The 24,589-nt window shown below is 40.9% G+C and carries 25 protein-coding genes; 5 read left to right on the plus strand and 20 right to left on the minus strand.

Annotation, left to right across the window (positions count from 1 at the left end; all coding sequences use genetic code 11):
* Positions 1-33 precede the first annotated feature (33 nt).
* Positions 34-504, minus strand: coding sequence for a hypothetical protein (locus BMW38_RS10035; RefSeq protein ID WP_092707605.1), 471 nt, complete (start codon positions 502-504; stop codon positions 34-36).
* Positions 505-699: 195 nt separating this feature from the next.
* On the opposite strand from BMW38_RS10035, the gene BMW38_RS10045 reads away from it, so the two are divergent.
* Positions 700-1,845 (plus strand): aldose epimerase family protein, encoded by a 1,146-nt coding sequence (locus BMW38_RS10045; RefSeq protein ID WP_092707607.1) that lies wholly within the window; start codon positions 700-702, stop codon positions 1,843-1,845.
* 68 nt (positions 1,846-1,913) lie between these two features.
* Here the strand turns inward: BMW38_RS10045 and BMW38_RS10050 are convergent, their stop codons facing one another.
* Positions 1,914-3,134 carry an MFS transporter gene (locus BMW38_RS10050; protein WP_003653093.1) on the minus strand — a complete coding sequence of 407 codons (1,221 nt, stop codon included), beginning with the start codon at positions 3,132-3,134 and terminating at the stop codon, positions 1,914-1,916.
* Between the two features lie 105 nt (positions 3,135-3,239).
* Here BMW38_RS10050 and BMW38_RS10055 point away from each other — a divergent pair, with 105 nt between their 5' ends.
* On the plus strand, positions 3,240-4,028 hold the full coding sequence (locus tag BMW38_RS10055) for an AraC family transcriptional regulator (RefSeq protein ID WP_092707609.1): 789 nt from the start codon (positions 3,240-3,242) through the stop codon (positions 4,026-4,028).
* Here BMW38_RS10055 and BMW38_RS10060 read toward each other — a convergent pair.
* Both BMW38_RS10060 and def read right to left on the minus strand, forming a co-directional pair.
* A complete protein-coding gene (locus tag BMW38_RS10060; RefSeq protein WP_092707611.1) occupies positions 3,995-5,317 on the minus strand; it encodes a glutaminase in 1,323 nt (440 codons plus the stop codon). The genes BMW38_RS10055 and BMW38_RS10060 overlap by 34 nt on opposite strands.
* Positions 5,318-5,494: 177 nt before the next feature.
* Positions 5,495-5,977: a peptide deformylase gene (gene def, locus BMW38_RS10065; protein ID WP_017391717.1), complete on the minus strand. Its 483-nt coding sequence runs from the start codon at positions 5,975-5,977 to the stop codon at positions 5,495-5,497.
* A 238-nt stretch (positions 5,978-6,215) separates the two neighbouring features.
* Here def and BMW38_RS10070 point away from each other — a divergent pair, with 238 nt between their 5' ends.
* On the plus strand, positions 6,216-7,514 hold the full coding sequence (locus tag BMW38_RS10070; protein ID WP_092707613.1) for an MFS transporter: 1,299 nt from the start codon (positions 6,216-6,218) through the stop codon (positions 7,512-7,514).
* A 63-nt stretch (positions 7,515-7,577) separates the two neighbouring features.
* Here the strand turns inward: BMW38_RS10070 and BMW38_RS10075 are convergent, their stop codons facing one another.
* The 14 genes from BMW38_RS10075 to BMW38_RS10140 all read right to left on the minus strand — a co-directional run bounded on the left by BMW38_RS10075 (position 7,578) and on the right by BMW38_RS10140 (position 21,033).
* Entirely contained in the window at positions 7,578-8,774 is a 1,197-nt protein-coding gene (locus BMW38_RS10075; protein WP_199990243.1) for a hypothetical protein, read from the minus strand.
* A 155-nt stretch (positions 8,775-8,929) separates the two neighbouring features.
* Positions 8,930-10,570, minus strand: coding sequence for a thiamine pyrophosphate-binding protein (locus BMW38_RS10080; protein WP_092707615.1), 1,641 nt, complete (start codon positions 10,568-10,570; stop codon positions 8,930-8,932).
* Positions 10,571-10,609: 39 nt separating this feature from the next.
* A complete protein-coding gene (locus BMW38_RS10085; protein WP_092707617.1) occupies positions 10,610-12,076 on the minus strand; it encodes an aldehyde dehydrogenase in 1,467 nt (488 codons plus the stop codon).
* Positions 12,077-12,089: 13 nt separating this feature from the next.
* Positions 12,090-12,881, minus strand: a complete 792-nt coding sequence (locus tag BMW38_RS10090; RefSeq protein WP_092707619.1) for an aspartate dehydrogenase — start codon at positions 12,879-12,881, stop codon at positions 12,090-12,092.
* Positions 12,882-12,896: 15 nt separating this feature from the next.
* The gene (locus tag BMW38_RS10095) at positions 12,897-13,691 is read right to left on the minus strand and encodes an SDR family oxidoreductase (RefSeq protein ID WP_003653108.1); all 795 of its coding nucleotides are present in this window, start codon (positions 13,689-13,691) and stop codon (positions 12,897-12,899) included.
* A gap of 15 nt (positions 13,692-13,706) precedes the next feature.
* Complete coding sequence (locus BMW38_RS10100; protein ID WP_092707621.1) at positions 13,707-14,531, minus strand: alpha/beta fold hydrolase; 825 nt, start codon at positions 14,529-14,531, stop codon at positions 13,707-13,709.
* A 36-nt stretch (positions 14,532-14,567) separates the two neighbouring features.
* The gene (locus BMW38_RS10105) at positions 14,568-15,089 is read right to left on the minus strand and encodes a cupin domain-containing protein (protein WP_017391724.1); all 522 of its coding nucleotides are present in this window, start codon (positions 15,087-15,089) and stop codon (positions 14,568-14,570) included.
* Positions 15,090-15,112: 23 nt separating this feature from the next.
* Positions 15,113-16,336, minus strand: a complete 1,224-nt coding sequence (locus tag BMW38_RS10110; protein ID WP_005042319.1) for an MFS transporter — start codon at positions 16,334-16,336, stop codon at positions 15,113-15,115.
* A gap of 42 nt (positions 16,337-16,378) precedes the next feature.
* Positions 16,379-17,590, minus strand: coding sequence for an NAD(P)/FAD-dependent oxidoreductase (locus BMW38_RS10115; RefSeq protein WP_092707623.1), 1,212 nt, complete (start codon positions 17,588-17,590; stop codon positions 16,379-16,381).
* 28 nt (positions 17,591-17,618) lie between these two features.
* Positions 17,619-18,548: a VOC family protein gene (locus BMW38_RS10120; RefSeq protein ID WP_092707625.1), complete on the minus strand. Its 930-nt coding sequence runs from the start codon at positions 18,546-18,548 to the stop codon at positions 17,619-17,621.
* Positions 18,549-18,559: 11 nt separating this feature from the next.
* Positions 18,560-19,324, minus strand: coding sequence for an SDR family oxidoreductase (locus BMW38_RS10125; protein WP_045125108.1), 765 nt, complete (start codon positions 19,322-19,324; stop codon positions 18,560-18,562).
* Positions 19,317-20,384: an aromatic ring-hydroxylating oxygenase subunit alpha gene (locus BMW38_RS10130; protein WP_092707627.1), complete on the minus strand. Its 1,068-nt coding sequence runs from the start codon at positions 20,382-20,384 to the stop codon at positions 19,317-19,319. Before BMW38_RS10130 ends, BMW38_RS10125 begins: the two co-directional genes overlap by 8 nt.
* Positions 20,385-20,400: 16 nt before the next feature.
* Positions 20,401-20,700 carry a recombinase-like helix-turn-helix domain-containing protein gene (locus BMW38_RS10135; RefSeq protein ID WP_092707629.1) on the minus strand — a complete coding sequence of 100 codons (300 nt, stop codon included), beginning with the start codon at positions 20,698-20,700 and terminating at the stop codon, positions 20,401-20,403.
* A gap of 27 nt (positions 20,701-20,727) precedes the next feature.
* On the minus strand, positions 20,728-21,033 hold the full coding sequence (locus BMW38_RS10140) for a non-heme iron oxygenase ferredoxin subunit (protein ID WP_003653126.1): 306 nt from the start codon (positions 21,031-21,033) through the stop codon (positions 20,728-20,730).
* A gap of 273 nt (positions 21,034-21,306) precedes the next feature.
* Between BMW38_RS10140 and BMW38_RS10145 the strand changes: the two genes are divergently transcribed.
* Entirely contained in the window at positions 21,307-22,119 is an 813-nt protein-coding gene (locus tag BMW38_RS10145; RefSeq protein ID WP_092707631.1) for an IclR family transcriptional regulator, read from the plus strand.
* A 46-nt stretch (positions 22,120-22,165) separates the two neighbouring features.
* Here BMW38_RS10145 and BMW38_RS10150 read toward each other — a convergent pair whose 3' ends face one another.
* A complete protein-coding gene (locus BMW38_RS10150; protein WP_092707633.1) occupies positions 22,166-22,465 on the minus strand; it encodes a hypothetical protein in 300 nt (99 codons plus the stop codon).
* Positions 22,466-22,479: 14 nt separating this feature from the next.
* Positions 22,480-23,061: a nicotinamide riboside transporter PnuC gene (gene pnuC / locus BMW38_RS10155; protein WP_003653131.1), complete on the minus strand. Its 582-nt coding sequence runs from the start codon at positions 23,059-23,061 to the stop codon at positions 22,480-22,482.
* 398 nt (positions 23,062-23,459) lie between these two features.
* Between pnuC and BMW38_RS10160 the strand changes: the two genes are divergently transcribed.
* Positions 23,460-24,404 carry a DMT family transporter gene (locus BMW38_RS10160; protein ID WP_092707635.1) on the plus strand — a complete coding sequence of 315 codons (945 nt, stop codon included), beginning with the start codon at positions 23,460-23,462 and terminating at the stop codon, positions 24,402-24,404.
* Positions 24,405-24,589: the final 185 nt, after the last annotated feature.

Consider the following 24,589-nt stretch of genomic DNA (forward strand, 5'->3'; position numbering starts at 1 on the left):
GCAAGAAAACTCCCCTCAATTGAGGGGATTTTTTTATTCATCGGAATTGTTGAAAGTTTCCCATATCTCAATTTCCTCAACTCTCAAGTGATGCATCATTTCTCGAACAAATACAAAGTAGGTAAAAACATAAAGCTGATCTGGGGCTACTTGGCTTGTGTAGTAGCTCAAACGCTCAATAAAATCATTGAATCCATGCTCAAGCTCAATGCGGCTGATTTGTTTTTTAGCCCTAAAAAATAACTCACTAAGTTGTGTCATGGCTATATCAGCAGTAACAGCTACACCACTTATATTTAGATTTCTTAAGGGCTTTGACTCGATGATTTCTTCAATAAAATAGATCATCTTTTCAATAGCAAGCTCATCAATTACACCATGGCTAATACTTTTTGAATTAACAAAACCTACACCCTGTTCAAATTCAATGTGCTGGTTGTCTAGGTCAAAAGATAGACCATTGAGACTGAGTGAAAACTTTAAAACGGAATCAGGATGAGTCATAAAAATAGCTTAACGTTGAATTTTTATAAAAAGGTTAATTTATTTATAACCTTAAATGGTGTCAGTTTGTTCAATACTTAGAATTAACAAGGCTAATCATCATTAACACAATATATAATAAAAAACCTCTTTAAAAAGATGAAAAATCAATCTTATATTCATCAAGATTCAACCATTACAAAATAGAGTATAAACATGAAAAAATTAGTAATTTTAACTTTTACGATCTATAGCTTTGCACAAATTGCAAATGCTGCAACCTTAAATGTAAAACCATATGGTACGACTCAAGACGGTCAAAAAGTTGATCTATACACCATGAGCAACAACAAAGGAGTCTCTGTATCTTTTATTAGTTTTGGTGGTGTAATTACACAGATTTTAACTCCCGATGCACAAGGTAAACAAAATAATATCGTTTTGGGTTTCGATGATCTAAAAGGCTATGAAGTCACTGATACCAAGGCAGGCATTCATTTTGGCGGATTGATTGGTCGTTATGCGAATCGTATTGGCAATGCTAAATTTAGCTTAGAAGGAAAAACTTATAACCTCGAAAAAAATAATGGACCGAATTCATTACATAGCGGTAATCCTGGTTTTGATAAACGTGTTTGGCAAGTTAAGCCCCTCGTTTCTAAAGGTGAAACCGTCAAAGCTTCTCTTAAGTTAACCAGCCCAAATGGTGATCAAGGTTTTCCAGGGAAATTAGATGTGGAAGTGATCTATAGTCTTTCAGATCAAAATGAATTCCAGATTGAATATAAGGCCAAAACTGATCAACCGACCGTCGTCAATCTCACCAACCACAGTTATTTCAACTTGTCAGGTGCTGGAAATACCCCTTATGGCGTACTCGATCATGTGGTACAGCTCAATGCAGACCGTATATTGGTAACCGATCAAAATTCGTTACCAACAGGGGAAATTGCTTCAGTTGTAGGTACACCTTTTGATTTTCGGACTCCTAAGGCCATTGTGAAAGATATTCGAGCGAATAATCAGCAATTGGCGTATGGATATGGCTATGACCAAACTTGGGTAATTAATCAGAAGTCTCAAGGGAAATTAAATCTTGCTGCTAGTGTTGTTGACCCAAAATCTAAACGGACAATGCAGGTCCTAACCACTGAACCAAGCGTTCAAATGTATACGGCGAATCATTTATTAGGAAATGTTGCTGGTGCAAACGACGTACTTTATCGACAAGCAGATGCTCTAGCATTAGAGACACAGCATTTTCCAGACAGCCCCAATCAATCGACTTTCCCATCTACACGTTTGAACCCAAATCAAATTTATAACAGTGTCACCGTATTTAAATTTGGTATTCAAAAATAGTCTTTTTAATTGGAATTATATTTATCTAAAAAAGACTCTCAGCTGAATATGACTGAGAGTCTTTTCATTTATTTAACCTTTGTGTTCGGTAAAAATGCGGTTGCAAACCCAAGTAATGGTAATAATGAACACAATCCAAATACCCATTCAATACCATTAACATCAGCTAAATGCCCTAACCCTGCTGCGGCAATACCACTTACCCCAAACATTAAGCCAAACATTAAACCTGCAATCATCCCCACACGACCCGGAACAGCTTCTTGTGCGTAAACTACCATTGCAGCAAAGGCAGACGACAACACCAAACCAGTAATAATCGATAAGACTGTTGTCCAAAACAAGTTTGCATACGGCATCATTAATGCAAATGGAGCCATACCCACAAATGAAACCCAGATAACAGCTTTACGACCAATTTTGTCACCAATTGGGCCACCTGCAAATGTACCTAAAGCAACAGCTGCCAAAAACGCAAACAAATGCAACTGAGCGGTCTGGATACTGATATGGAACTTTTGAATTAAGTAAAAAGTGAAGTAGTTGCTAATGCTGGCAATGTAGGTAAATTTAGCGAACATCAACACACTAATGGTGCTCAAGGCAATAATGAGCTTACGGCCATGTAATTTACTCTGTGCTTGGTTTGCACGTGTAACTACCTGATTTTTTGCATGACCAATCGTCCAACGGCTTACACCAAATAAAACCCAAATGGCTAAAAGTGCAAATATGACTAAGCCTGCAACTGCATGCTGTCCAAACGGTACGATAAGTAAAGCTGCTAACAATGGGCCAATGGCAGTGCCTGTATTTCCGCCCACCTGAAAAGTCGATTGAGCCGTACCGAAGCGCCCGCCAGATGCCATTCGAGCCACACGTGAAGCTTCAGGGTGAAAAGTTGCAGAACCGACCCCAATCAGCGCGGATGCACATAACAACACTGTAAAGCTTGGTGAAAATGCCAACAAGATAATGCCAGAAAATGTGACGACCATTCCGAGTGGTAGAAGATAAGGTTTTGGATGTTTATCGGTATAAAGTCCAATCCAAGGCTGAAGCAGTGAACCTGTAATTTGATATACAAATGAAATCAGGCCAACTTGAGCAAAACTCAGCGAAAAGTTTGCTTTTAGCATTGGATAAATAGCGGGTAGCACTGCTTGAATCAAATCATTCAGTAAATGTGCGACCGCCACAGCGCCTACAATTTTAATAATCATTCCTTGAGGCTGATCATTTGCAACGGTATTGGCAATACCATCTTTCAATTGTATTGAAGACGTCATACCTGAAAAACTCCAATATTTTAAGTAAGGTGCTTATTGTAAATTGTCGCTTATAAAGTTATCTTCCAATAATCATCGCATAAGTGACAATTTTCAGGATAGATTATGTCCGATTCTCTTATTCAGTCTGATTTGTCTGAACTTGTGATTGGGCTATCTTCCGAGCATGCTTACCGAGAAATCACGCCGACTCATACGCATACCCGCGCTCAGTTTTTATATGCGTCTACAGGAAACATTCAGGTGTTTACACCAAATAATGTCTGGATTGTGCCGCCCATGTGTGCGTTATGGATTCCTGCCCATGTCGAGCATAGTGTCATTTCACTGAGTCACGTTAAGTTAAATACAGCATTGGTTGAAGTAAATGCAGCTGCTTTAATGGGGCAACATTGCTTTATTATTCGGGTGAGCAACCTATTGCATGAGCTTTTGATTCGTTTGAATGAAATTGAACAAGAGGAGACTCCAAATATTGTCACCTCTCAAGAGCTTTCCCGTTCTTTACAAATTTTGATTTTTGAAGAAATTCATCGGGCCAATTTGTTGCCTATCCAAATTCCATGGCCAAAAGACAAACGATTATTAAAAATTTGCCAAGCGTTATTACACGCGCCTAATCACTCAAAAGATTTAACAGATTGGGCTGATGATATTGGTGCGAGTTCGAGAACCTTAATGCGCATGTTCCAAAAAGAAACTGGGCTATCTTATCGGGCATGGGTACAGCAAATGCATATCGCACTTGCCTTGAGTAAAATCGCGAATGGTGAATCTATTGCTCAAATTTCCGAGTCACTGGGGTATACCAACCCCAGTGCATTCAGCACAATGTTTAAACGACATTTAGGAAAAACACCTCAGCAATTTAGAAGTGCAGCGATGTCGTTATAAGTCTTTTTTTTTGCAGGTAGGTCATGCTTTTCGAGCAAATCATCGAAATCATGATAGACATGCAGTTCTCGATCTTTACCGGTTCTCGCATGATCTAATCGCTGTTCAGGATCAACCAAAACGAGTGTATGGCCATCATCAATCAGACGATCTACGCCTTCTAAAAACATACGTTTACCCACCTCATGGATAAGTGAAATCTGGGTCAAATCAATCACGATTGTACTTTGGTCAGTCGTCTCGTCTTGTAAAATACGCAACAACATTTCAGCTTCAGTAAATTTCAATACACCCCGAAGCACATACACACTTAATGAGGCATCTTTTCCTGTGCGATAGTGGCTTTGTACAATGGTTTGTGCAGAAGGTGTACCTTCCATGAGATGTAATCCCATGTCACGAGACAACCGCTCTAAAATATCGATTCCTCGAACACTATGACCATGTTCATCTAGTCGAGGAGAAAAAGCAGCAATACTGACCTGACCCGGCAACACACCCAGAATACCGCCAGCTACACCACTTTTAGCTGGAATACCTACAGTTGAAAGCCAGTCACCTGCGGCATCATACATACCACAGCTCATCATGACACTGAGTACTTGTCTCACTACAGATCGGTTTAACAGACGCTTTCCGGTTTTAGGGTCAACCCCACCATTGGCAAGCACACTCCCCATACGTACCAGATCTTTAACTGTAACCATGATTGCACATTGACGAATGTAACCATTCACAATATCGACTGGATCAGTTTCTAAAATTCCGACAGTTCGCAACATATAACCGATCGAAAGATTACGATAGGCTGTTTTGACTTCCGAATCGTAAACAGACTCATCAAAACTTAATTCACGTCCTGCAAGCTCGCTCATAAAACGGCGTAGAATTTCTGCACTATGTAGACCATGTTTGACCTGAATCAATGAATGTACAGTAATTGCGCCAGAGTTGATCATCGGGTTTTTCGGACGGCCATCTTTACCCAATGAAATTTCATTGAAAGCTTCCCCTGAAGGTTCCACCCCTACTTTAGCGAGTACCGCATCAATGCCAAGCTGTTGTAAAACATAAGCATATACAAACGGTTTAGAAATTGACTGTATGGTGAATTCAGTATCATCATCGCCGATCGAATAAATTTCACCATCTACCGTAGACATTGCCAAAGCCAATCGGTCTGGATTTGCATTTGCCAACTCTGGAATATAGTCAGCTAGATGCCCGCTATTATCTACCTCACAGGCTTCTATCACATTTGCCAAATAATCTGGGAGAGGGGTTTTCATGGTCCGTAACCTTAAATGAGGAGATTTGCGCTTTAGAGCAATTTTTCAGCACAACCTGCTGATAATATTAAAATTATACTTTTTGAATGAATTAAAAATCACGATATAAGTATTGTAATTCCGTTGACTTCTTTATTTCAAGCTCATTATACGTTTTTCAAAACTTTAAACAGAAGATTAGATTATTCTTTCTACAAATAACACTCCATTTAAATGATCGACTTCATGTTGAACAATACGAGCAGGAAAACCGTGAAAAATCGTTTCAACGACTTCACCCTGCAGTGTTGAATATTTAACCTTTACCATTTCTGCGCGTTCAACTTGTCCACGTTCATCTGGTACGCTTAAGCAGCCTTCTTCACCTAAGAGGGTTTCACTCGAAAACTCTAAAATTTCAGGATTCACCATCACCACAGCATCCATTTCAGGTGCGTCGGGATAGCGTGGATTTGGCCTTGAAGCTACAATAATGACTCGTTTAGAGATATAGACTTGAGGTGCAGCAATTCCTACACCATTGCGTTCAAGCATAGTGGCATGCATGGCGGCTGCAAGCCCATAAAGCCAATCACTGTTCAGCTCACTAGATGAGACAGGTGCGGCAATCAGTTTTAAAATGTCTTCACCGCGCTTAGCTACAGGTAAAACTACACTCATCCCTTGAATCTCTCATTAAACTAGCTATGACAAGTTTTATTGTGTCGCTGAACGGCTCAAAAGAAAAGCCATTCCTACATCTGTTTTTGTTTAATCTAAAGCGTTTTTAGTTTTAAACCGTTTTGTCTTTTGTAGGTTAACCCAATCTACACTCATCTATAGCACAAATTTCCTCCATTTACTTTTAATTCACTTTTCCATTAATATCCAAGCTTCGATTACAACAATTAAGTAAAAAATGGATCAAGAATTAACGTTGCAGGATGCGAACTATCTGAATAAAGAAGATAAACGAACCCTCGCCCTTTCTTCACTAGGTGGTGCTTTAGAGTTTTACGATTTTGTGATTTATGTGTTCTACGCCAAAATCATTTCCGACCTCTTTTTCCCAAGTACGCTTAGTCCTTTTTGGGCCATGCTTAATACTTACGGTATTTTTGCAGCAGGTTACTTTTTTAGGCCGTTAGGTGGAGTTGTGATGGCCCATTTTGGCGATCTAGTCGGGCGTAAAAAACTATTTTCGCTTTCTATTTTACTGATGGCCCTGCCTACTCTGTTTATCGGGATTTTGCCTACTTTTGAAAATATTGGTTATTTGGCGCCGCTGCTTTTATTACTCATGCGTGTGGTGCAAGGTATTGCAATTGGGGGGGAAATTCCCGCCGCTTGGACATTTGTGTCTGAACACGTTCCCGAAAGAAAAATTGGACTGGCAAATGGCTTATTAACTGCCGGACTATCTTTAGGAATTTTGTTAGGTGCGCTTATGTCGCTATGGATTTCACTGAATTTTAGTGAAGGTCAGATTCACGACTGGGCTTGGCGTATTCCTTTCATTGCAGGTGGTATTTTTGGTCTGGTCGCACTTTATTTACGGACCTATTTAAAAGAAACACCTGTGTTTAAAGCAATGCAGGCACGTAAAGAAATCTCAAAAGAAATGCCGATTAAACAAGTGTTAACGACCCATAAAACAGCCGTTGTTATTGGGATGTTATTTACGTGGTTTTTAACAGGCTGTGTAGTGGTGGTGATTTTAGCCATGCCAAATTTATTAATTGGTTCGTTTGGTTTTGAGCGTGCTCAGACTTTTGAAATGCAAAGTGCAGCCATTGTCATGCAAATGGTTGGCTGTATTTTGGCAGGTTATTTTGCTGACCGTTTTGGCTGTGGCAAAGTCATGATGGTAGGTGCGCTTGCCGTGGCACTCACCGCAGCTATTTTTTATAACAGTTTGGGCCATGCAGCACATTCAACCATTTTCGGTTTATATATGTTGTTGGGTCTTTGCTCAGGCACTGTTGGCATGGTGTCGAGCAGCATGGTCAAAATGTTCCCCGCCCCCGTTCGCTTCTCGGGCATTTCATTTTCTTATAATTTATCTTATGCAATTGTGGGCGGTATGACGTTGCCTTTAGTCCATTGGCTCAGTCAATATAGTGATATCGGCGCGATGTATTATATTTTTGCGCTCACCATTTTGGCTTTTGTGACTGCATTTGTATTTTGGAATAAGTTTGAAAAAAATAGATATTAAAAGCTTTAACTTATGAAATAAAAAAACCACGCCCATTGCGTGGTTTTTTTATGGCAGTTCACTTTAGAAAGTAAACCCAATATTAAAGTTAATTCGATATAGCCATTTATCACTGTTTGGCGATGTCGCAGAGGTATACCCTGTTGAGTTGGTCGCTCCACCAATAATATTTGAGTTTTTACCCCACGTATAATCTGCCCAAACCATAAATGGCGAAGCAATAAACATCATACCTGTAGTGTTCATTTGCGAATCTGACCAATCATCACGTTTTTTATCGAGATAGCTATAGTCATTATAAAACTTAACAGCTTTTAGCTTGCCCATATTGGTCACAGGCAAAGTATAAGCAAGGTTTAAACTAGCAATTGTTCCTTCCGAAGCAATGAAATAGGCAGGTGTAAAGCCATTATTGCCCATTAAGGTCATGTCACTATTTACACCATCCGGATTTTTAGCATCGTATTGATAATGAATGACTGAACTTTGTAAGTTAAAACGCTTGTAGTTGTTGTCGGTATGCAAACCAACCGCATAATACTTGCCATCTTTATCGGTGACTTTATTATGTAACTGGGCAATCGCACCAGACACACCAACCTCTTGCTTACCAAAATCAGTTTCTAGCTTGCGCACAATGCGGGTATTAAACTGATTACGCTTTTCATTTTGATAAGCCTTTTGAGATGGAAACGCATTTCCTGCTAAGTCATCATAAGTTGCACTTTCAGGCGAATAACGCAAATTAGTCTCTAGCATTTGCGGATAATAACCAAGTTTTACATCCCAATCTTTGTCGTGATAATTCCAGTTAAGCCCCGGTGCAATATTATTGCCATAACCTAAAAAGAATGGAATGTGATAGGTCCAGCCATTTTGCGGATATGGATAAATGGTAAATGGCTTATAGACCAGACCTGCTTCAATGCTGTTGTTGGCATCAAGGTTATAGCCGACATATGCTTTTTCAATCGAGGTTTTCTGTTGGTCTTGGAACAGATAGCTCGCATTGATGTATGCATCATCAAACTTACCTTTTAGATCTACCCTGAAAATATCAAAATAGAGCTTACCAAAACCACGGTTTGGCCCTTCCCAATCTTCATAGCGCTGATTTAATCGAACCACCCCACCTAACTTTAATGAGTCAGTTCCATCATCACTTTTCCATTCAAGTAATGAGTCTTTTGCAAACGCACTTGCACTCATCCCCATAGCGAGTGGTGCAATGAATGCCATGATCAATGAAGTCTTTTTCATCTCTACATCCTTGATTGAGTTCCAGCATCCTGCTGGAACTTTACTTGTTTTACCTGTAAAACTTCGTTTTTATTGTTTTTTAGATAAAAAAATATATCTAAAAAAAGGATGGCTTAGCAGCTCCCATCGCATATGTACTAAACCATCCAAACTGGTTAATACAGTTTCTTTTGCGGTGGACCCGCAAAGTTTAATGGTCCAATCGAGTTCATATCGAGCTCAATTACCGTTGGTCCTTCAAATGCAACCGCCTCTTGAATGACAGTTTTAAACTCATCTGCACTACCGACTTTCCAGCTCTTCACACCCATCGATTCGCCAAGAAGTTTGTAGTCTGGAGTATGCAATTCATTGAAATACTGACGACCACCAAAGTAGTTATTTTGAATGCCACGCATTACACCATAACCACCGTCATTCATAATCATTAAGACCATGTTGGTGTTTTCTTGCACCATGGTTGCAATTTCGCCAATGCCAAGCATTAAGCCACCATCGCCGACCAAACCAATCACTTTTTTGTCAGGGTTAGCAACCGAAGCACCAATTGCAGTTGCAAGACCTAAACCAATTGCACCAGCGAGTGAGTGAATATTTTGGTTTGGTGCTTGTACAGGGAATAAACGGCTGCCCCATGTACTGCCCGACATGGTGATGTCACGTACAAAAATACCGTCTTGAGGTAAAGCTGCACGTAAGTGATCACAAATTAAAGCGTACTGGTCGATTTGCTTACGCAATGCATCAATCGCAGCTTGTTTAGCAGCAACTACAGCAGCATCGTAGTCGCTATCAACTTTTGAAGTCCCTTGAAGCTGTTCCAACACACGTGTTAAGACATCTTTAGCATCACCACAAATGAAGTTGCGAATTTTGTAATTACGCTGTTGAGCCACTGGATTGGCATCAACTTGAATAATATTTTCTGGAAACTCAACCGAATAAGTTTTGGTTTCATTACTACGTAAACGAGAACCCAATACAACCATTAAATCAGCATCTTTTAATAACTGCTCAACCGCTGCCGAGTTGTGGAATGCACCTAAACTACGTGGATGGTCATCTGGCAATACGCCACGACCGTGTGTAGATGACACAACTGGAATACCAAAATCTGCAATTGCTTTAACTTCAGCAACACTATTTAAAGTCCCACCGCCAATCCAGAAAATTGGGCGTTTTGCTTTTTTGATTTCACTCACAAGAAGATCAATTTCAGCTTGATCCGCTTGTGGCAATTGCAATGCTTTGACTGGCCCAAGGTTAAGTGGCAAATCAATTTCTGCTGCCTGTACATCAATTGGCAACTCAACACTTACCGGCCCCATTGGAACAGTTGTTGCCACACGGATGGCTTCACGAATTACGCCCACTGCATTGTCGGGGCTGGTAATACGAAATGCTGCTTTGCTTGATGCACGTAAAAACGTAAGTTGGTCTTTGGTTTCGTGGATGAAACTTGCATCACGGTCAAGATATTCGCGCTCAACTTGACCTGTTAAATGTAATACAGGGCTACCCGCATTCATTGCTTCAATGAGTGAACCCACCGCATTACCTGCACCAGCACCTGTACTGGTCAACGCTACACCCAAGCCTTTAAAGCGTGAATGTGCATCTGCCATAGTTACCGCACCCGCTTCACCACGAGCGGCAACAAAACGCATTTTTTCACGGCGTCCTACTGCGTCAGCAATAGGTAAATTGTGGATGGAAATAACACCATAAATACTGTCAACTTGGTGCGCTTCTAAAACTCTTGCGATTGCTTCGCCTACATTTACACGTTCAGTCATGTCTGTTCCTCAAAATTTGTTTTTCAATCCTTGAATCTATTATTCGCACCAAGGGTTAGGCTGTTCATTCAGCCCCATATAAATACTCTTTTGCTGCATATACGATAAAATGCCCAAACGGCCTTTTTCGCGCCCAATACCACTGTCTTTAAAGCCACCAAACGGCGCACTAATCGAGAACTTTTTGTAGGTATTAATCCACACTGTTCCCACTTCTAACACACGGGCAATACGCCAAGCTTTACGGTAGCTTTCAGTCCAGATGCCTGCTGCAAGACCAAAACAACTGTCATTGGCTTGAGCAATCAAATCTTGTTCGTTGTCATATTTCATGACGACTAAAACAGGGCCAAAAATCTCTTCCTGACAGGTTTGGGCACTATTACTTAAACCCGTAATAATGGTGGGTAAGTAATAACTTCCTTTGGCATAGTCACCAGTTGTTAATGCTTCGCCACCAATCAGAACCTGACCACCTTCGCTTTTAGCAAGCTGCACATAGCGGTCAACTGACTGCAAATGTTTGTCATTTACGAGTGGCCCTAAATGCACACCAGCCTGTTCAGGATGGCCCACGCGTAAGCCTTTAGTAATTTCAACCAGACGCGTTAAAAACTGATCGTAAAGACTGCTATGAATAAACAAGCGAGAACCTGCGATACACGCTTGGCCTGCCGAACTAAAAATACCGTACGCTACGCCTTTAGCAGCCAGTTCTACATCTGCATCTGGTAAAACGATTGTTGGTGACTTGCCACCTAGCTCAAGCGAAGTTGTAATGAGTTTGTCTGCTGCAATATGAGCCAAATGGCGCCCCGTTGTTGTTCCACCCGTAAAAGAGATTTTACGAACCAACGGATGTTGAGCAATTGCATCACCAATCACTGAACCACGACCAACCAAGACACTGAGTAAGCCTTTTGGTAAGCCTGCTTCTTCAAAAATTTTGGCAAGTTCTAAAGCAATCAGTGAAGTTGCCTCTGCCGGTTTTAACACCACAGCATTTCCGGCTGCCAAAGCTGGAGCAAGCTTTTGAACTTCACTCGCAATTGGAGAGTTCCAAGGTGTAATTGCTGCCACAACGCCTACAGGTTCATGCACGCTCATGGTCATAAAGTCTGGAGCACGTTGAGTGGTTAACTCATCATTCAGCGTTTCACACGCCGCTGCAACATAACGTGCAGTCGCCGCAGCGCTCATCACCAAACCACGTGTTTCGGTTAAAGGCTTACCATTATCGCGTGTTTGTAGTTTTGCCAATTCATCGACACGCGCTTCAATAATGTCTGCAACTTTGTAGAGAATACGTGCGCGCTCATGAGGCAAGCTGTTTCTCCAGCTTGGTTGACGCCAAGCTTGATCAGCCTTTTCAATCGCTTCATTCACATCTTCAAGCGTTGCAGTCGAAATTTCTGCATTGACAGACTGATCTGCCGGAAACAGGCTTTGGATGACCGCACCGCGGCCCAAACGCCATTCACCTGCAATATAAATTTCCTTTGCCATGATCAAATCCTTCTTAAATCTGTATTGCTTCTACACTGTTGCGACAAGCACGAATCACGCTAAGCGCAGCCAAAGTTGATGTTTTCGGGTTACTTGCTAACGGCACACCAACCAGTTCAATGGTCATTTGCCCAAAGCCACCTTCTGCCACGATGGTGTGTTTGTTTTTGTTGATGGTTGGATCAACAGTTAACTCGACTATCGTTTCATCCATTCCAAGTCCTGCAAGTGCAATCGTTGCAGCGACGTTGGCGTTTGCTGGAAATTTCATGGCAGCTTCACGAGCAGTTCCGGTAAAAAAAACCGTAGCTTCAGTCACATGATCTAGATCGACCAATTGCTCTGCATAACTTCCTTTCCAGCTTTTTGGGCTTTTACAGCCTTTGTAAGTGACTTTTTGCAAACCACCTTCTTTAGCTGCTGAAATACCATCAATGCCAGCAATGGCACCTGCGAGTAAATGCAGATGGGCATTATTTTCTTCAGCTGTTTGTTTGAGCTGAATCAGAAAATCACTATCAGCCAAAGTTCCAACTGAAATCAGGCCTATAGTCCAGCCTTTCGCTAAAACCTTTTGAGCATGCTCTTTTACTGCTGCTTGACCTGCCACCTCAATGACATAGTCTGGCGCACCATCACATTGCTCAATATCTGAAATCACCTGAATCTCTGAAGACACTTGTGATTGAACTTTTTCAACGCTACGAGACGGCACGACAATCCATTTCAGTTGCAAATCTTGAGGCAAGTGTGCATGCACTTCTGCTGCCATTGCGCCAAAACCAATCATCATCAACTTTTTCATGACAGCACCTGATATTTATAAATGTTTATTAAAACCACCTGAGACATCGAGTGCCGCACCTGTGGTGTACGATGCCAATGGAGATGCCAAGAAAACTAAAGCACGGGCTGGTTCTTCAGGACGGCCTAAACGCTGCATTGGAATACCGCGGTTTTTAGCAATATTGCCTGTCCATTCTTCCCATGACTGGTTTAAGTCTGAGCGAGTTTCATAACGGCGTTTCCACTGCGCAGATTCGACCATTCCGAGTAAAATCGAGTTCACACGAACACCATACTGAGTAAACTCATGAGCCAAAGAATGTGTCAGATTCAACAACGCCGCTCGTGCTGATGAAGTGGCAATCATGTGTGGCTCTGGTTGTAACGCCAATAAAGAGTTCACATTGGTAATCGATGCGTTTGCAGAGTGTTTTAAATCTTCAAGAAAAGCCCGAACTGGATGTAAAACACTGAAATACTTCAGCTCAATTTCTTTCATCCAGTCTTCATCTTGCGTATTTTCAAAATTTGAAACGCGGCCTTGTCCAGCATTGTTAATGAGCATATCAACATTGCCTAAATTGAGTTTTACGTCTTTGGCAAATTGTTGAACTTCTTCTTTTTTCAACACATTACACGCTTTGGTAAAAATGTTGGCATGCGGATATTTCTCTAAAATATAGAGTTTTGAAGCATTCAAGCGTTCTTCATCGCGACCACACCAAGCTACTTTTGCACCCTCTGCAACCAGTATTTCAACAGCAGCCAGCCCAATCCCAGAGGAGCCACCCGTAACAACTGCAACTTTTCCTTCAACTTGGAAGCTCATAATCCTTAATCTCTCTTACGATTGTTCCTGAATCGTCAACATAATTTGGTTAAATGCTTGCGGTTGGTCGACATAACTTAGATGTCCTGCATCTTGGATGATGTAGTGCTGTTCCAACTGCAATTCCTGAGCAAGCTCTTGTATACCTAACGCAGGAGTGATTTGATCTTGCTGCCCTGCAATCACTGTGCATGGGACTTTTAAATCTGTTAAATAATTACGTATTTCGTCATATGCGAGTAAGTACGATGCATGTGTGAATCCCTGTAGGGTCAACTGTTGCATCACCTCTGAAACTAATGCTAAGGCTTGTGGGTCTTGTTTATAAATCAAATGAGGCCCACGGCTTTCAGCCATACCTTTAGCACCTAATTCTTTCAACATTTTTGGTCTTTTTTCAAAAACCTGAATTTGTGTTTGTTCATCTTGACGTTGGTAGCCTTGAGCCAAATTGGCGATCACCAAATGCTCTACTCTCTCTGGGTAAAGTGCAGCAAATGCACTCGCCTGTAAGGCACCTAATGAGTGGCCAACAACAGTTGCTTTTTCAATTTTTAAAACTTCAAACAGCGCTGCCAAACGCTTTGCATAATCAGTAGCATTCGGCTGATCAGTTAAAAGTTCATCTGATTTGCCATAGCCTGGTGCGTCCCAGGCAATGACATGAAAATGATGAGACAGCACTTCAAGTTGGTTCACCCAAGAAGCAGAACCTGAACTAATGCCATGTAACAGCACGAGGTATTCGCCCTGACCGGCTTCTCGATATGCTTGTTGCTGGCCTTGCACAGTCACGGTTTTCACCGGAAATTCTGCTAACTTTTCAATGAGTGTCATCATTTTTATTCCTTTCCCTTAACTCACATCATCAAACGATTAACGTTTGATTTGAGACAATGGGTGCTCTGGTGGATAGTTTGGAATCGTCGGTTTGCCTGTTCCTAACATTACACACATCAAGGCATCTTCTTGACCTGGGTTAAATAGACCACGGTAGATGCCCGGTGGAATTGAAATCAGATCACGCTCTTTTAAACGGGTTTCGAATTTTTCGCCGTTGTGCTCAATGAACAAATCAATTTCGCCGCGAAGCATAAAGAAAACTTCTTCAACGTCATGGTGAATATGTAAAGGACCTTCACACTGTGGTGGCAACACCATGGTCGAAAACGTAAAGTTTTCTGCTGGTACAGTGTTACCGTCATTTGCAACACCTGTTGCGCCTGTACCCATATAACGCATTTGAGCACGGCGATATTTCGGGTCGTAATCGGCTTGGAACTTCAAAGCATCAAAGTCATATTTACGAGTTTCAAAGCGAGCAATACGCGTGTTTAACCAATCTTCTAAAGAAGAATTTTCTGGTTGTGCCCACGATTCGAATTGTTGTGTAGTCATTTTTTAAACTCCTATACAGTGAATTAATAACGTTTTAATAAAGGAACCAAGAAAAATGACCCGATGACAGCGACAGCAGCCAAGAAGGTAATTCCTAAATTAAAACTATGTGTTTGCATCACGATGTAACCGATAAGTACAGGTGCAATTGCACTTGCAAAATTACCCAAACCGTTAAATATTCCGCCCGCAGTCGCCCCTACATTTGAGGTAGTTACTTTTGCAAGAAGAGCAAATACAGCGGCCACTCCGAAACCCCAAGCCATCGCACTTAAAGACATCGCTGCAATAATCAATAATGGCTCGGTCATGATGACCATCACATACATGAAAATGCCTGCGAGTAATAAGCCGCTAAAGACTTGAATTGCACGGCGACCCAACTTGTCAGATAAAAACGCACCGATGATTTCACCAATTAACATGGCAATGAATGGAAAGCTTGAATACATCCCAAATTCTTTGAGGTTGAAGCCTTTGTCTTGCATTAAGTAAGAAGGAACCCAGCTATTTAAGCCCCATAAATAAGTCATCAATGCAATGTTAAAAAGACAAACCAGCCAGAACGCTCTATTGCTCAAAAGTATTTTGGTATTAGCAATATGGCCTTTGAAATTGGTACGTTTGCTCTCGCCTTCAATTTCGACGGTTTTCTTAAGTTGCAAATTACGCAAACCGAAAACAATGCTGAAAATAGCGATTAGCGTTAACCCAGCCATCACAAAAAAAGTGGTGTGCCAGTCATGGTGTGCCAAAACATTTGCCGTGATGGGGAACCCAAGGAATGCACCAATCGGTGTTCCAAGTAAGAACATGGTTGAAGCACGTGCTTGCTGACGGTCTGTATATGTCTGTTTTACAATGGTATAAGCCAAGGCAAACAATGGACCTTCTGCCAAACCTAACAGCACGCGTAAAATCAACATGCCTGAATAACTTGTGGTGAACCCCATGCAAAACATGAGTAAACCCCATGAAGTTACACTCCAAAACAGCATTTTCTTCGGGTTAAAAATGTCGCCCAAAAAGCTTAGAAAAACTGATGAAAAACCATAAGCAAGTAAGAAACTTGTCATGAGCCATCCCAGCTTGGCCTTATCTTCAGCAATTCCCATTGCACTTTGGAAATGAGGATCTGAAAATAAAACCGCAATACTAATCTTGTCGAAAAATGCCAGTACCACACACACCATAAGGACAAAAGCAGGTACCCAATGCTTTAATCCACTTTTTTCTTCATTACTCATGTGTCATTCCTTCGATTTGGTAATGAGAACCAGATTTAATGTTTACGGTTTTAACTTCATGACATTAAATTCAGAATCTTCTAACAGTTTTGGGTCTAAAACAGTGTTGGCTTGCATCCAACGTTTTGCCAGTTTGACCAGTTTAGAATCATTAATGGCAATCATGTTCAGCAAACGATTTTCATGGTCCAGATATAAATAACTCACCTGATCTTCACCGCCTTGGCGAATCACTAACTCTTTCGTTTTTTCAGGTTGATACGTACCTAATATCTGGATATTAAAGTGATATTGATCAGACCAGAGCCAAGGAATATCGGTATATTCAGTTTCAATACCCAGCATCGACTTCGCTGCGGCAATTGCCTGATTTTGTGCATTTGCCCAAGACTGAATGCAATAGCCCAAACCCGGATGAATCGCGACATCACCTGCGGCATAAATGTGTTGATCTGAGGTTTGTCCAAAGCAGTTCACCACAATGCCATCTTTCACATCGAGGCCTGCATGAACACCAAGCTCTTTAGCAATCTCGGCACCTGCGCCCACCACCACACAGTCAAATAACTGACTATTTTGTGGATGATTCACCACTTCAACTTTTTGATGAGGTGCTTCAACCAGATGAAGGCTCTTGCTGTCTAAATGAATTTTTGTGCCTTGGGTTTCATGCATATTTTTTAAAAATGCAGAGACTTCAGGACTCACGCTTCTTGCACACAAGCGGTCACCATATTCAAAAATATGAACGTCTTTACCTTGCTTACGCGCAGTTGCCGCAATTTCAAGACCAATCCAGCCACCGCCAATCACAGCGACATTCTTTGCATGCTTTAAAATTTCGGCCAAGCGTTCACAGTCATGCACATTACGTAAGGTCACAACATTTGGAATGAACTGCCATGTATTGACTGGTACACGAGCACGGCTTCCAGTTGCAATCAGTAACTTGTCATAGGGCAAAACCTGACCACTTTCTAAATGAACCTGTTTTTGTTCACGGTCGACTTTTGTTGCAATTTCAGGTTTGTGCCATTGAACGTTGAACTCTTGAACCTGTTCAGGAGAGAACAGATTCAAACTCTCATAAGTTGCTTCTTTTGAAAGTACTTGCTTAGACAGTGGCGGACGCTCATAAAACACGTGATCTTCATTTGAAACTACATGAATTTCGCCCGCATAACCATTTTGGCGCAATGTGCTTACTGCCCAACCCGCTGCCTGTCCAGCACCTACAATTACGATCTTTTCCATAGCCATCTTCCTTGTAAAGCAATACCTGTTAAACAGGCTTCACCTGACGGCGGGTTGTGTCATCAAGACCACCCTCAATCGCCCACTCGGTGAAAAGCTCTAGACGATGTTCTTCTACACGTGGCTGCCACTCTTCTGTCAAATAATCATCGTTGGTGTAATATTCAAATGCACCACCCAATGGTGAGTTGACGTACCAGAAATAAGCAGAAGAAATTGGGTGACGTCCCGGCCCAATAAAAGTTGACCACTCCGAACGATTCATATTTAAACCGCCCCCAATCACCTCATGGATATCACGTACGACAAATGCAACATGATTTAGGCCAGCTGGTTTATTTGGAACACTAAGCAAGAATAAATCATGGTGATAACCTTTACCGCGGCAACGTAAGAATGCACCACGATTTTTGTAGGCATCAGACAAATGAAAGCCTACTTTTTCAATATAGAAATTTTCAGTTGCTGCTAAATCTGGTGTGAAGAACACGACATGTCCAATCGCAACAGGTTGACCCTTTTCATAGACCGGACTTGCCGCATTCACACGTTGAATGTTGCCGTATTGGTTAATGCCTTCCGTTTTAAGTTCTTGAACATCTTTCACAAAACTTTGTTCAAAACGAATGGTCATACCATTTGGGTCAAGGCACTGAACTGTATTTTCAGAACGCTTAAAACCATTTACATCGGCTAAACGCCCAGCCAAGTCGTCAAGGTCTTGAGCATTTTCAACCCCCCAAGTGACTTCACGTAAAGTTGAACCTTGTTCAATCGCAGGTGGCAAACGGTCATCATCACAATTAAATAGATAAATCTTGCTACCGTTTTGAGTCTGATATAAATCGGTGCCTTCAATATCAGAAGCACTTTGGCTTAAACCAAAATCTGCTAAAAACTTGTTTGAAGCGGCTCTATCTTCAACTCCAAACTTTAAAATCTCAATCCCTGTAATCATTTGACTACTCCTTAGTTAAAGACAAAACCGCCATTGACCGGAATATTTTGACCTGTCACAAAAGAGGACAAATCCGACAGTAGATACAATGCTGTTCCATTTAAATCTTGTGGAAGTTGCTGACGCTGAATCGCTCTTCCGTTGACATATAAATCGTGGCGTTCCTGCGGTACATATTCGGTTGCTTCAACCAAAGTCAGACCTGGAGACAATGTGTTGACGCAGATATTAAACTGCCCCAACTCTCTTGCCATTGAACGTGTCATGGCAAAAATTGCACCTTTACTTGCCACATAAGCCATTAGGTTTGGTGCGCCCCACAAAGCAGTATCTGATGCAACATTCACAATCTTGCCAGCAGTCGACTGCTTTAAGTGTGGAACACATGCCTTACTGATTAGCCATGTGCCTTTTACATTAATATTCATGACCCGATCCCAAAGTTCAGGATCATAATCAATCATATTTTTTCCACCTACATTGGTTGCAAGCGCTGCACAGTTCACAAGGCCATCTAACCCTTTTAACAGCTCAACACTTTTTGCTACCGCATTTTCAATCGAGGTAGCATCGGCAAGGTCAACGGTGACCGCATGAACATGAAGTCCTTGTTTCTGTAATTCTTGTGCTTCTTGTTGAACGAGCTCAGACAAAATATCTGCCATTACAACCTCAGCACCAGCTTCAGCAATCGCTTGGGCGAAATCTCGCCCTAAACCACGTGCAGCACCAGTCACTAAAACTTTTTTGCCTTGCAGCAACGCTACATTAGCCATGAGCTTCTTCCTGCATCTCGATACGATTTGATGCATTTAGTGCAGCAATTTTCTTTAATTGCTTTTCAGCTTCTTTCTTCATTAAACGGCGTAAACGTGCAAGACCAACATCGTGTTGATATAAGAATTCTCTTTCACGCGCATTTGGAGCAAGGTTTTCTAAAATAATGCGGTCTTGTTCCAACACATCCCAATGCAACTGCTCTAAGTGATTGCGATATAAGAAACGCCATACATTACGTTGCCAGCCACTTACTTTACGGCAGCGCCAGAAGAATACGCGGGTATTCTTGGCATCAATTGGCGTTGCATAACCTACAATCCAGAACTCGCCACCCGGACCAAATTGTTTACGGTACGGAATTGAAAGACGTAACCAACTTGCACCTGTAGAGCCGTACTCAACCCAGTCAAAGTTCACACCCGTTTGGCCTTCTTTTTCAAAAACAAAACCATTATCAGTTGTACGGTGCTTCATCTCTGCAGTACGTTCACCATCTGCCATCGAATGTGATGTAGCGTGTAAATATGTACCGTGCATTGGGTCCATCACGTTATCAATCGCATATTGATGGTTTACTTTCCAGTCGGCTTGGCAAAGGAACGCACTCCACTCTTCGCTTGCAAGTTGTTCTGGGAACTCAAGCGGTTTTGGCTGTTCATTTGCGTCGATACCAAACCAAATAAAAATTGCGCCATGCTGTTCACTCACTGGATAGCTTTTTAAGCATTTGGTTCCTGTCATTGGACATTCGTGAACGGCTGGTACATCTGCAACCACACCATCAGCACGAACTTCAACACCGTGATACCAACAAGCAACTCGATCACCTAAGTTCCAGCCTAATGAAAGACGAGCACCACGGTGCGGACAGCGGTCTTCAAGTGCGTGTACCTGACCTTCGGCATCACGCCAAACCACAATATTTTCACCCAAACGGGTAATTCCGACCGGATTGGCAGCCACTTCCCAACTTGCTAAAACTGGATGCCATTGATCACGTAAACCGAGTTCTAAATATTCTTCAGCGCTTTGTGAAGCTGATACGATTGCGTTCATTTTATTCTTCCTTGAATTAATAACCTAAACGTTGCATTTCTTCTGTAAAGCTCGCAGAAGTCCATTCATCACCAGATTCACAGCGGAAACCCTGCTGATTAAGTGCAGAAACAACGTCATCTAATGCTGTTGCGCCCGCAGAAAATGCCTGAATCAAGTTCTTTACAAAGTCTTGTTCGTAGACGGTTGGTTCTTTATAACGTGTTTGCCAAACCAACAATTCAGATTGACCAGGAATTTGAATATTGTTGATACCTGCTTCGGTTGCCGGCGTTGCATGAATCCAGCTTGCCAACTTTTCATTAAATGTCTTCATTGTTCTGCTTCCTTGTACATGAGAGGACTAGAGTTGAATTTGAATATCTTGTCCTTCAACACGAACTGGGTACGTACATAGGTTTCTACACCCGGGTCCACTTTTTAGCTCACCTGTCTGAATGTCAAAAATTGCTTCGTGCAATGGACATTCAACAGTTTGATCTTCGATAAATCCTTCGGTTAATAAGGCATATGCATGAGGGCAAACATTTTCAATCGCAAAGTAATTTTCATCGACGAAAAATACGCCAATTTTCTTCCCTTCAATTTCGATGGCTTTCGGCTCATCTTCGCTAACGTCACCCTGCTGACAAATTGAGATCCAACTCATACCTTGCGTCCTCATTTTGTTTTACATACAAAACATAATTTGATTTTCAAAACACAGGCTAAGCATAATACCCTTGATCATTTTTTGTCAAAGTAAAAATAAATAGATAATTCATTGGTTTAATAAATTTTAAATATTTTGTTACGTTTCAAACAGGAAACAAAGTTTTAAATATAAAAATTGTTTTATGCATTTTTAACAATTACAATAGTTCTAAAATAAAGCAGCATGCCCCAAATTGAACCTTGTTTTATTTATAGGAAAATGACACGAATGAGCCTAACAATTGAAGAAGATTCGCAAGAATCAGAAACAACAAAAAATGATGATCGATATTTAGTACCCGGCCTTGTTCGGGGTTTAGCCATCTTGCAAGCATTTAACCAACAAGCACAAGAAATGACGATTACAGAAATCGCTGAAATTTTAGAAGTGAACCGTTCTAGTGCATTTCGTCTAATCTATACACTCGAATCTTGTGGCTATTTAAGAAAGGCTTCTCAAAAAACTTATGCACTTGATTCAAAAATAATGGAATTAGGTTTTAACAGTTTATCTAAACTTTCATTGCTCGATTTATCGACGCCTTTAATGAAAGAATTACGGGACCAAACCAAACTTGCCGTGCACCTTTCTATTTTAGAAGGTACACATATTGTCTTTGTAAATAATATTCAGTCCATGGGAACCTTCACGAGCAACATTAGCTTAGGCACACGTTGGCCAGCACACGCAACCGTGATTGGTCAAATGCTATTGTCTGATTTACCTGAAACTGAAGTACGTCAGCGTTACCGTAACTTTGATGATTGGGATAGTTTTTCTGAACTGACTCCAACCAATTTAAAAACCTTGTTGCAAAGATTAGTTTATGTAAAAACACAAAAAACGATGGTGAGCTGGGGTCATTATAATCATGATATGGCAGCCTGCGCGGCACCTATCTTTAAACAGTCAAATGGCAAAATGGTAGCGGTTATCTCTGTGAGTTGCCCAATTACCACCTATGACGAAAAAACGTTCAAAGAAGATATCGCAAGCTTAGTTGTTGAAACAGCAAACAAAATTTCAAAATTTATTTATTAAAAAAAGCGACATTAAGTCGCTTTTTTTTGCAATTTCATTTCTTAAATTAAAAATTATGCTTAAATACGTTCCCATTCATATCTTGAAAAATAACTGTCGAATGATTTTCTTTAATATCAAACTTTAAATACTGATGTTTAAATTGTACAACAGCATAAAACTCTTCAGCACCATCATCTAACCCTGTAGCAGAAACCCGAGTGCCTTGTGGAAAATCCTTGAGCCATTCAGCATTATAAAAATCTGAGACTGAATTAAATTCACAATATTTTTCTGGCTCTGCCATTATTTTTGCGGCAATTTGATCAAACTGTTGCTGTTTATAACCATCTAAGCTCAACAACATGACCATTCTCCAAACTAAATCGGCTCAGAAGATAAATTCTGTTTCTTTTTAACCTTTTCCCATTGATACCAGCCATAAGCTGCCATTAGAACAAACGCTGCATATAAAGCGGCTGTTAAAAATAAATCTTTATAGATAAACATGCCTACATAAATAATATCGACAAATACCCAAAGTACCCATGTGGCAATATGCTTACGACTGGTCCAATAGGTTGCGAGCAAACTAAACGCTGCTAACTGCGAATCGAGCATTGGGACAGCTGCATCGGTAAAGTTTTTAAGAATCAAACCAAAGAGCAAGCCACCTACCGCAGCAATAATCATTTGAAAAATTGCTTTTTGAACTGCAATCGGTTCAATACGAATGTCGTGATCTTGCTGCTTTCCCTTAAACCAGTAGTAAAAACCATAAAAATTTACGACCATGAAAAAGAACTGCAAAATCGTTTCACCATAAAGCTTAAATTCGTAGAACAAATAAGCATATAAAACAAAGGCAAAGAAATTAAACAGCCAACACCACATGTTCCTAATAACAGTTAATCCAACTCCAATTAGGCTAATCAAGACTGCAAAAATTTCTAAAGGTGACATAAGAACAGCTTCTTATTAAGATCAATTCGACGAGGTATTATGAGAAAAATATCAGGTTAAGCAAACTGCTAATTTGAAATCAAAAAATCTGTGGTTCATGCTTGAATATAATTTGTACTTTTCTATTTCTGTGTTATAAAAATATCACCTATATTTTAATATACTTATCATGTTTTTATCTAAAGCCCATTTGTGTCTGGTTCACCAATTATATGCCTTAGAGGTCAATGTCTCTATGGCCGATTGGCGACGTCCTTACTTTGGACAATTTGGCGCTTCGGATGAGAAAATCAAGATATTCCATTTGTAATATACCCCTGATTTTCATAACAAGCCGCCATAAACGCGGCTTTTTTTATGCCCTTTTAAAACACAAAATAAACTTTCTGGAGCTTTCTATGAAGCCGTTATTTGAACAACAGAGTATTTCTACCCCGCAGATTCAGCCGGCTGTAGCATTATCTTCACCTTCTACTCGCCTCACTACAGCCGGCCAATTTATTGCTGTCGTCATTATTTGGTCACTTACTCCACTCGCGGCCGTGTGGACAGTACAAGAAATTCACTGGGCATGGGGGTTATTTATTCGATTCAGCTTGGCAATTCCTATTGCTTTGCTCTGTCTACGATTTTTTCGTTTAAAACTCATCTTTAGTAAAAAAGCCATCTTAAGTTATTGTGCCGGAGCCATTGGTTTATTTGGTTCTATGGCCTTTTGCTACATGGGTGCAGATAAAGTCCCCTCTGCCATTATTTCAATTATTTACGGTACTTCTCCGTTAGTGTCTGGACTCATCAGCTCTTTTTTATTAGGACGTGAACGTTTTTCGGCATGGCAGTGGCTTGGGCTCGGTATCGCGCTTGTCGGGATGAGCTTTACATTAGGTCTATCTTCATCAGGTTTTCAGCTCAACCGCATCGGTATTATGTTAGAGCTGATTGCGATGCTGTTTTATGTATTGTCGACTTTTGCCGTAAAATCTGTCGGTGCGCATATTCCACCAATTACACAAATGACAGGTGCCACTCTTGTTTCATGGGTCGGTTATATATGCCTGCTGCCTTTCTTTTGGTCACACCTTCCAACTGAATTCCCAAGCCTGAAAATTTCAATAGCAGTCTTCTATAGTGCTGTCTTTTCATCTGTGCTTGCCATGATTTTTTATTATCAACTCATTAAAGTCTTACAACCGACAACTGTGTTGCTCATTACCATTATCACCCCAGTTTTAGCTACATTTTGGGGAACATGGTTCAACCATGAACAGCTCAGCTCACATCTTATTTTAGGTTTAACTCTGTTATGCCTAGGGCTATTGATGTATTCACGTCGTCCAACATAATGTTTTATAACCTGATTGAGGCCACTCATCAGGTTATCCTGCACCCTCATATTTATATTGATCTTAAGAATAAAAGTTTAGTTTTATTTTAATTCTCCCTTCTATCTTTGTTTACGAAGTAGTCTATAAATTGTATTTGACACTTTTTAAACGGTCGTTTAAAAACTTATTAAAGACAAATAAAG

The sequence above is a fragment of the Acinetobacter sp. yr461 genome (assembly GCF_900110445.1).
Classification (GTDB): domain Bacteria; phylum Pseudomonadota; class Gammaproteobacteria; order Pseudomonadales; family Moraxellaceae; genus Acinetobacter; species Acinetobacter calcoaceticus.

Coding starts and splice junctions, on each gene's coding strand:
- BMW38_RS10035 (WP_092707605.1), bottom strand. CDS start 504: ATGACTCATCCTGATTCCGTTTTAAAGTTTTCACTCAGTCTCAATGGT.
- BMW38_RS10045 (WP_092707607.1), top strand. CDS start 700: ATGAAAAAATTAGTAATTTTAACTTTTACGATCTATAGCTTTGCACAA.
- BMW38_RS10050 (WP_003653093.1), bottom strand. CDS start 3,134: ATGACGTCTTCAATACAATTGAAAGATGGTATTGCCAATACCGTTGCA.
- BMW38_RS10055 (WP_092707609.1), top strand. CDS start 3,240: ATGTCCGATTCTCTTATTCAGTCTGATTTGTCTGAACTTGTGATTGGG.
- BMW38_RS10060 (WP_092707611.1), bottom strand. CDS start 5,317: ATGAAAACCCCTCTCCCAGATTATTTGGCAAATGTGATAGAAGCCTGT.
- def (WP_017391717.1), bottom strand. CDS start 5,977: ATGAGTGTAGTTTTACCTGTAGCTAAGCGCGGTGAAGACATTTTAAAA.
- BMW38_RS10070 (WP_092707613.1), top strand. CDS start 6,216: ATGGATCAAGAATTAACGTTGCAGGATGCGAACTATCTGAATAAAGAA.
- BMW38_RS10075 (WP_199990243.1), bottom strand. CDS start 8,774: ATGAAAAAGACTTCATTGATCATGGCATTCATTGCACCACTCGCTATG.
- BMW38_RS10080 (WP_092707615.1), bottom strand. CDS start 10,570: ATGACTGAACGTGTAAATGTAGGCGAAGCAATCGCAAGAGTTTTAGAA.
- BMW38_RS10085 (WP_092707617.1), bottom strand. CDS start 12,076: ATGGCAAAGGAAATTTATATTGCAGGTGAATGGCGTTTGGGCCGCGGT.
- BMW38_RS10090 (WP_092707619.1), bottom strand. CDS start 12,881: ATGAAAAAGTTGATGATGATTGGTTTTGGCGCAATGGCAGCAGAAGTG.
- BMW38_RS10095 (WP_003653108.1), bottom strand. CDS start 13,691: ATGAGCTTCCAAGTTGAAGGAAAAGTTGCAGTTGTTACGGGTGGCTCC.
- BMW38_RS10100 (WP_092707621.1), bottom strand. CDS start 14,531: ATGATGACACTCATTGAAAAGTTAGCAGAATTTCCGGTGAAAACCGTG.
- BMW38_RS10105 (WP_017391724.1), bottom strand. CDS start 15,089: ATGACTACACAACAATTCGAATCGTGGGCACAACCAGAAAATTCTTCT.
- BMW38_RS10110 (WP_005042319.1), bottom strand. CDS start 16,336: ATGAGTAATGAAGAAAAAAGTGGATTAAAGCATTGGGTACCTGCTTTT.
- BMW38_RS10115 (WP_092707623.1), bottom strand. CDS start 17,590: ATGGAAAAGATCGTAATTGTAGGTGCTGGACAGGCAGCGGGTTGGGCA.
- BMW38_RS10120 (WP_092707625.1), bottom strand. CDS start 18,548: ATGATTACAGGGATTGAGATTTTAAAGTTTGGAGTTGAAGATAGAGCC.
- BMW38_RS10125 (WP_045125108.1), bottom strand. CDS start 19,324: ATGGCTAATGTAGCGTTGCTGCAAGGCAAAAAAGTTTTAGTGACTGGT.
- BMW38_RS10130 (WP_092707627.1), bottom strand. CDS start 20,384: ATGAACGCAATCGTATCAGCTTCACAAAGCGCTGAAGAATATTTAGAA.
- BMW38_RS10135 (WP_092707629.1), bottom strand. CDS start 20,700: ATGAAGACATTTAATGAAAAGTTGGCAAGCTGGATTCATGCAACGCCG.
- BMW38_RS10140 (WP_003653126.1), bottom strand. CDS start 21,033: ATGAGTTGGATCTCAATTTGTCAGCAGGGTGACGTTAGCGAAGATGAG.
- BMW38_RS10145 (WP_092707631.1), top strand. CDS start 21,307: ATGAGCCTAACAATTGAAGAAGATTCGCAAGAATCAGAAACAACAAAA.
- BMW38_RS10150 (WP_092707633.1), bottom strand. CDS start 22,465: ATGTTGTTGAGCTTAGATGGTTATAAACAGCAACAGTTTGATCAAATT.
- pnuC (WP_003653131.1), bottom strand. CDS start 23,061: ATGTCACCTTTAGAAATTTTTGCAGTCTTGATTAGCCTAATTGGAGTT.
- BMW38_RS10160 (WP_092707635.1), top strand. CDS start 23,460: ATGAAGCCGTTATTTGAACAACAGAGTATTTCTACCCCGCAGATTCAG.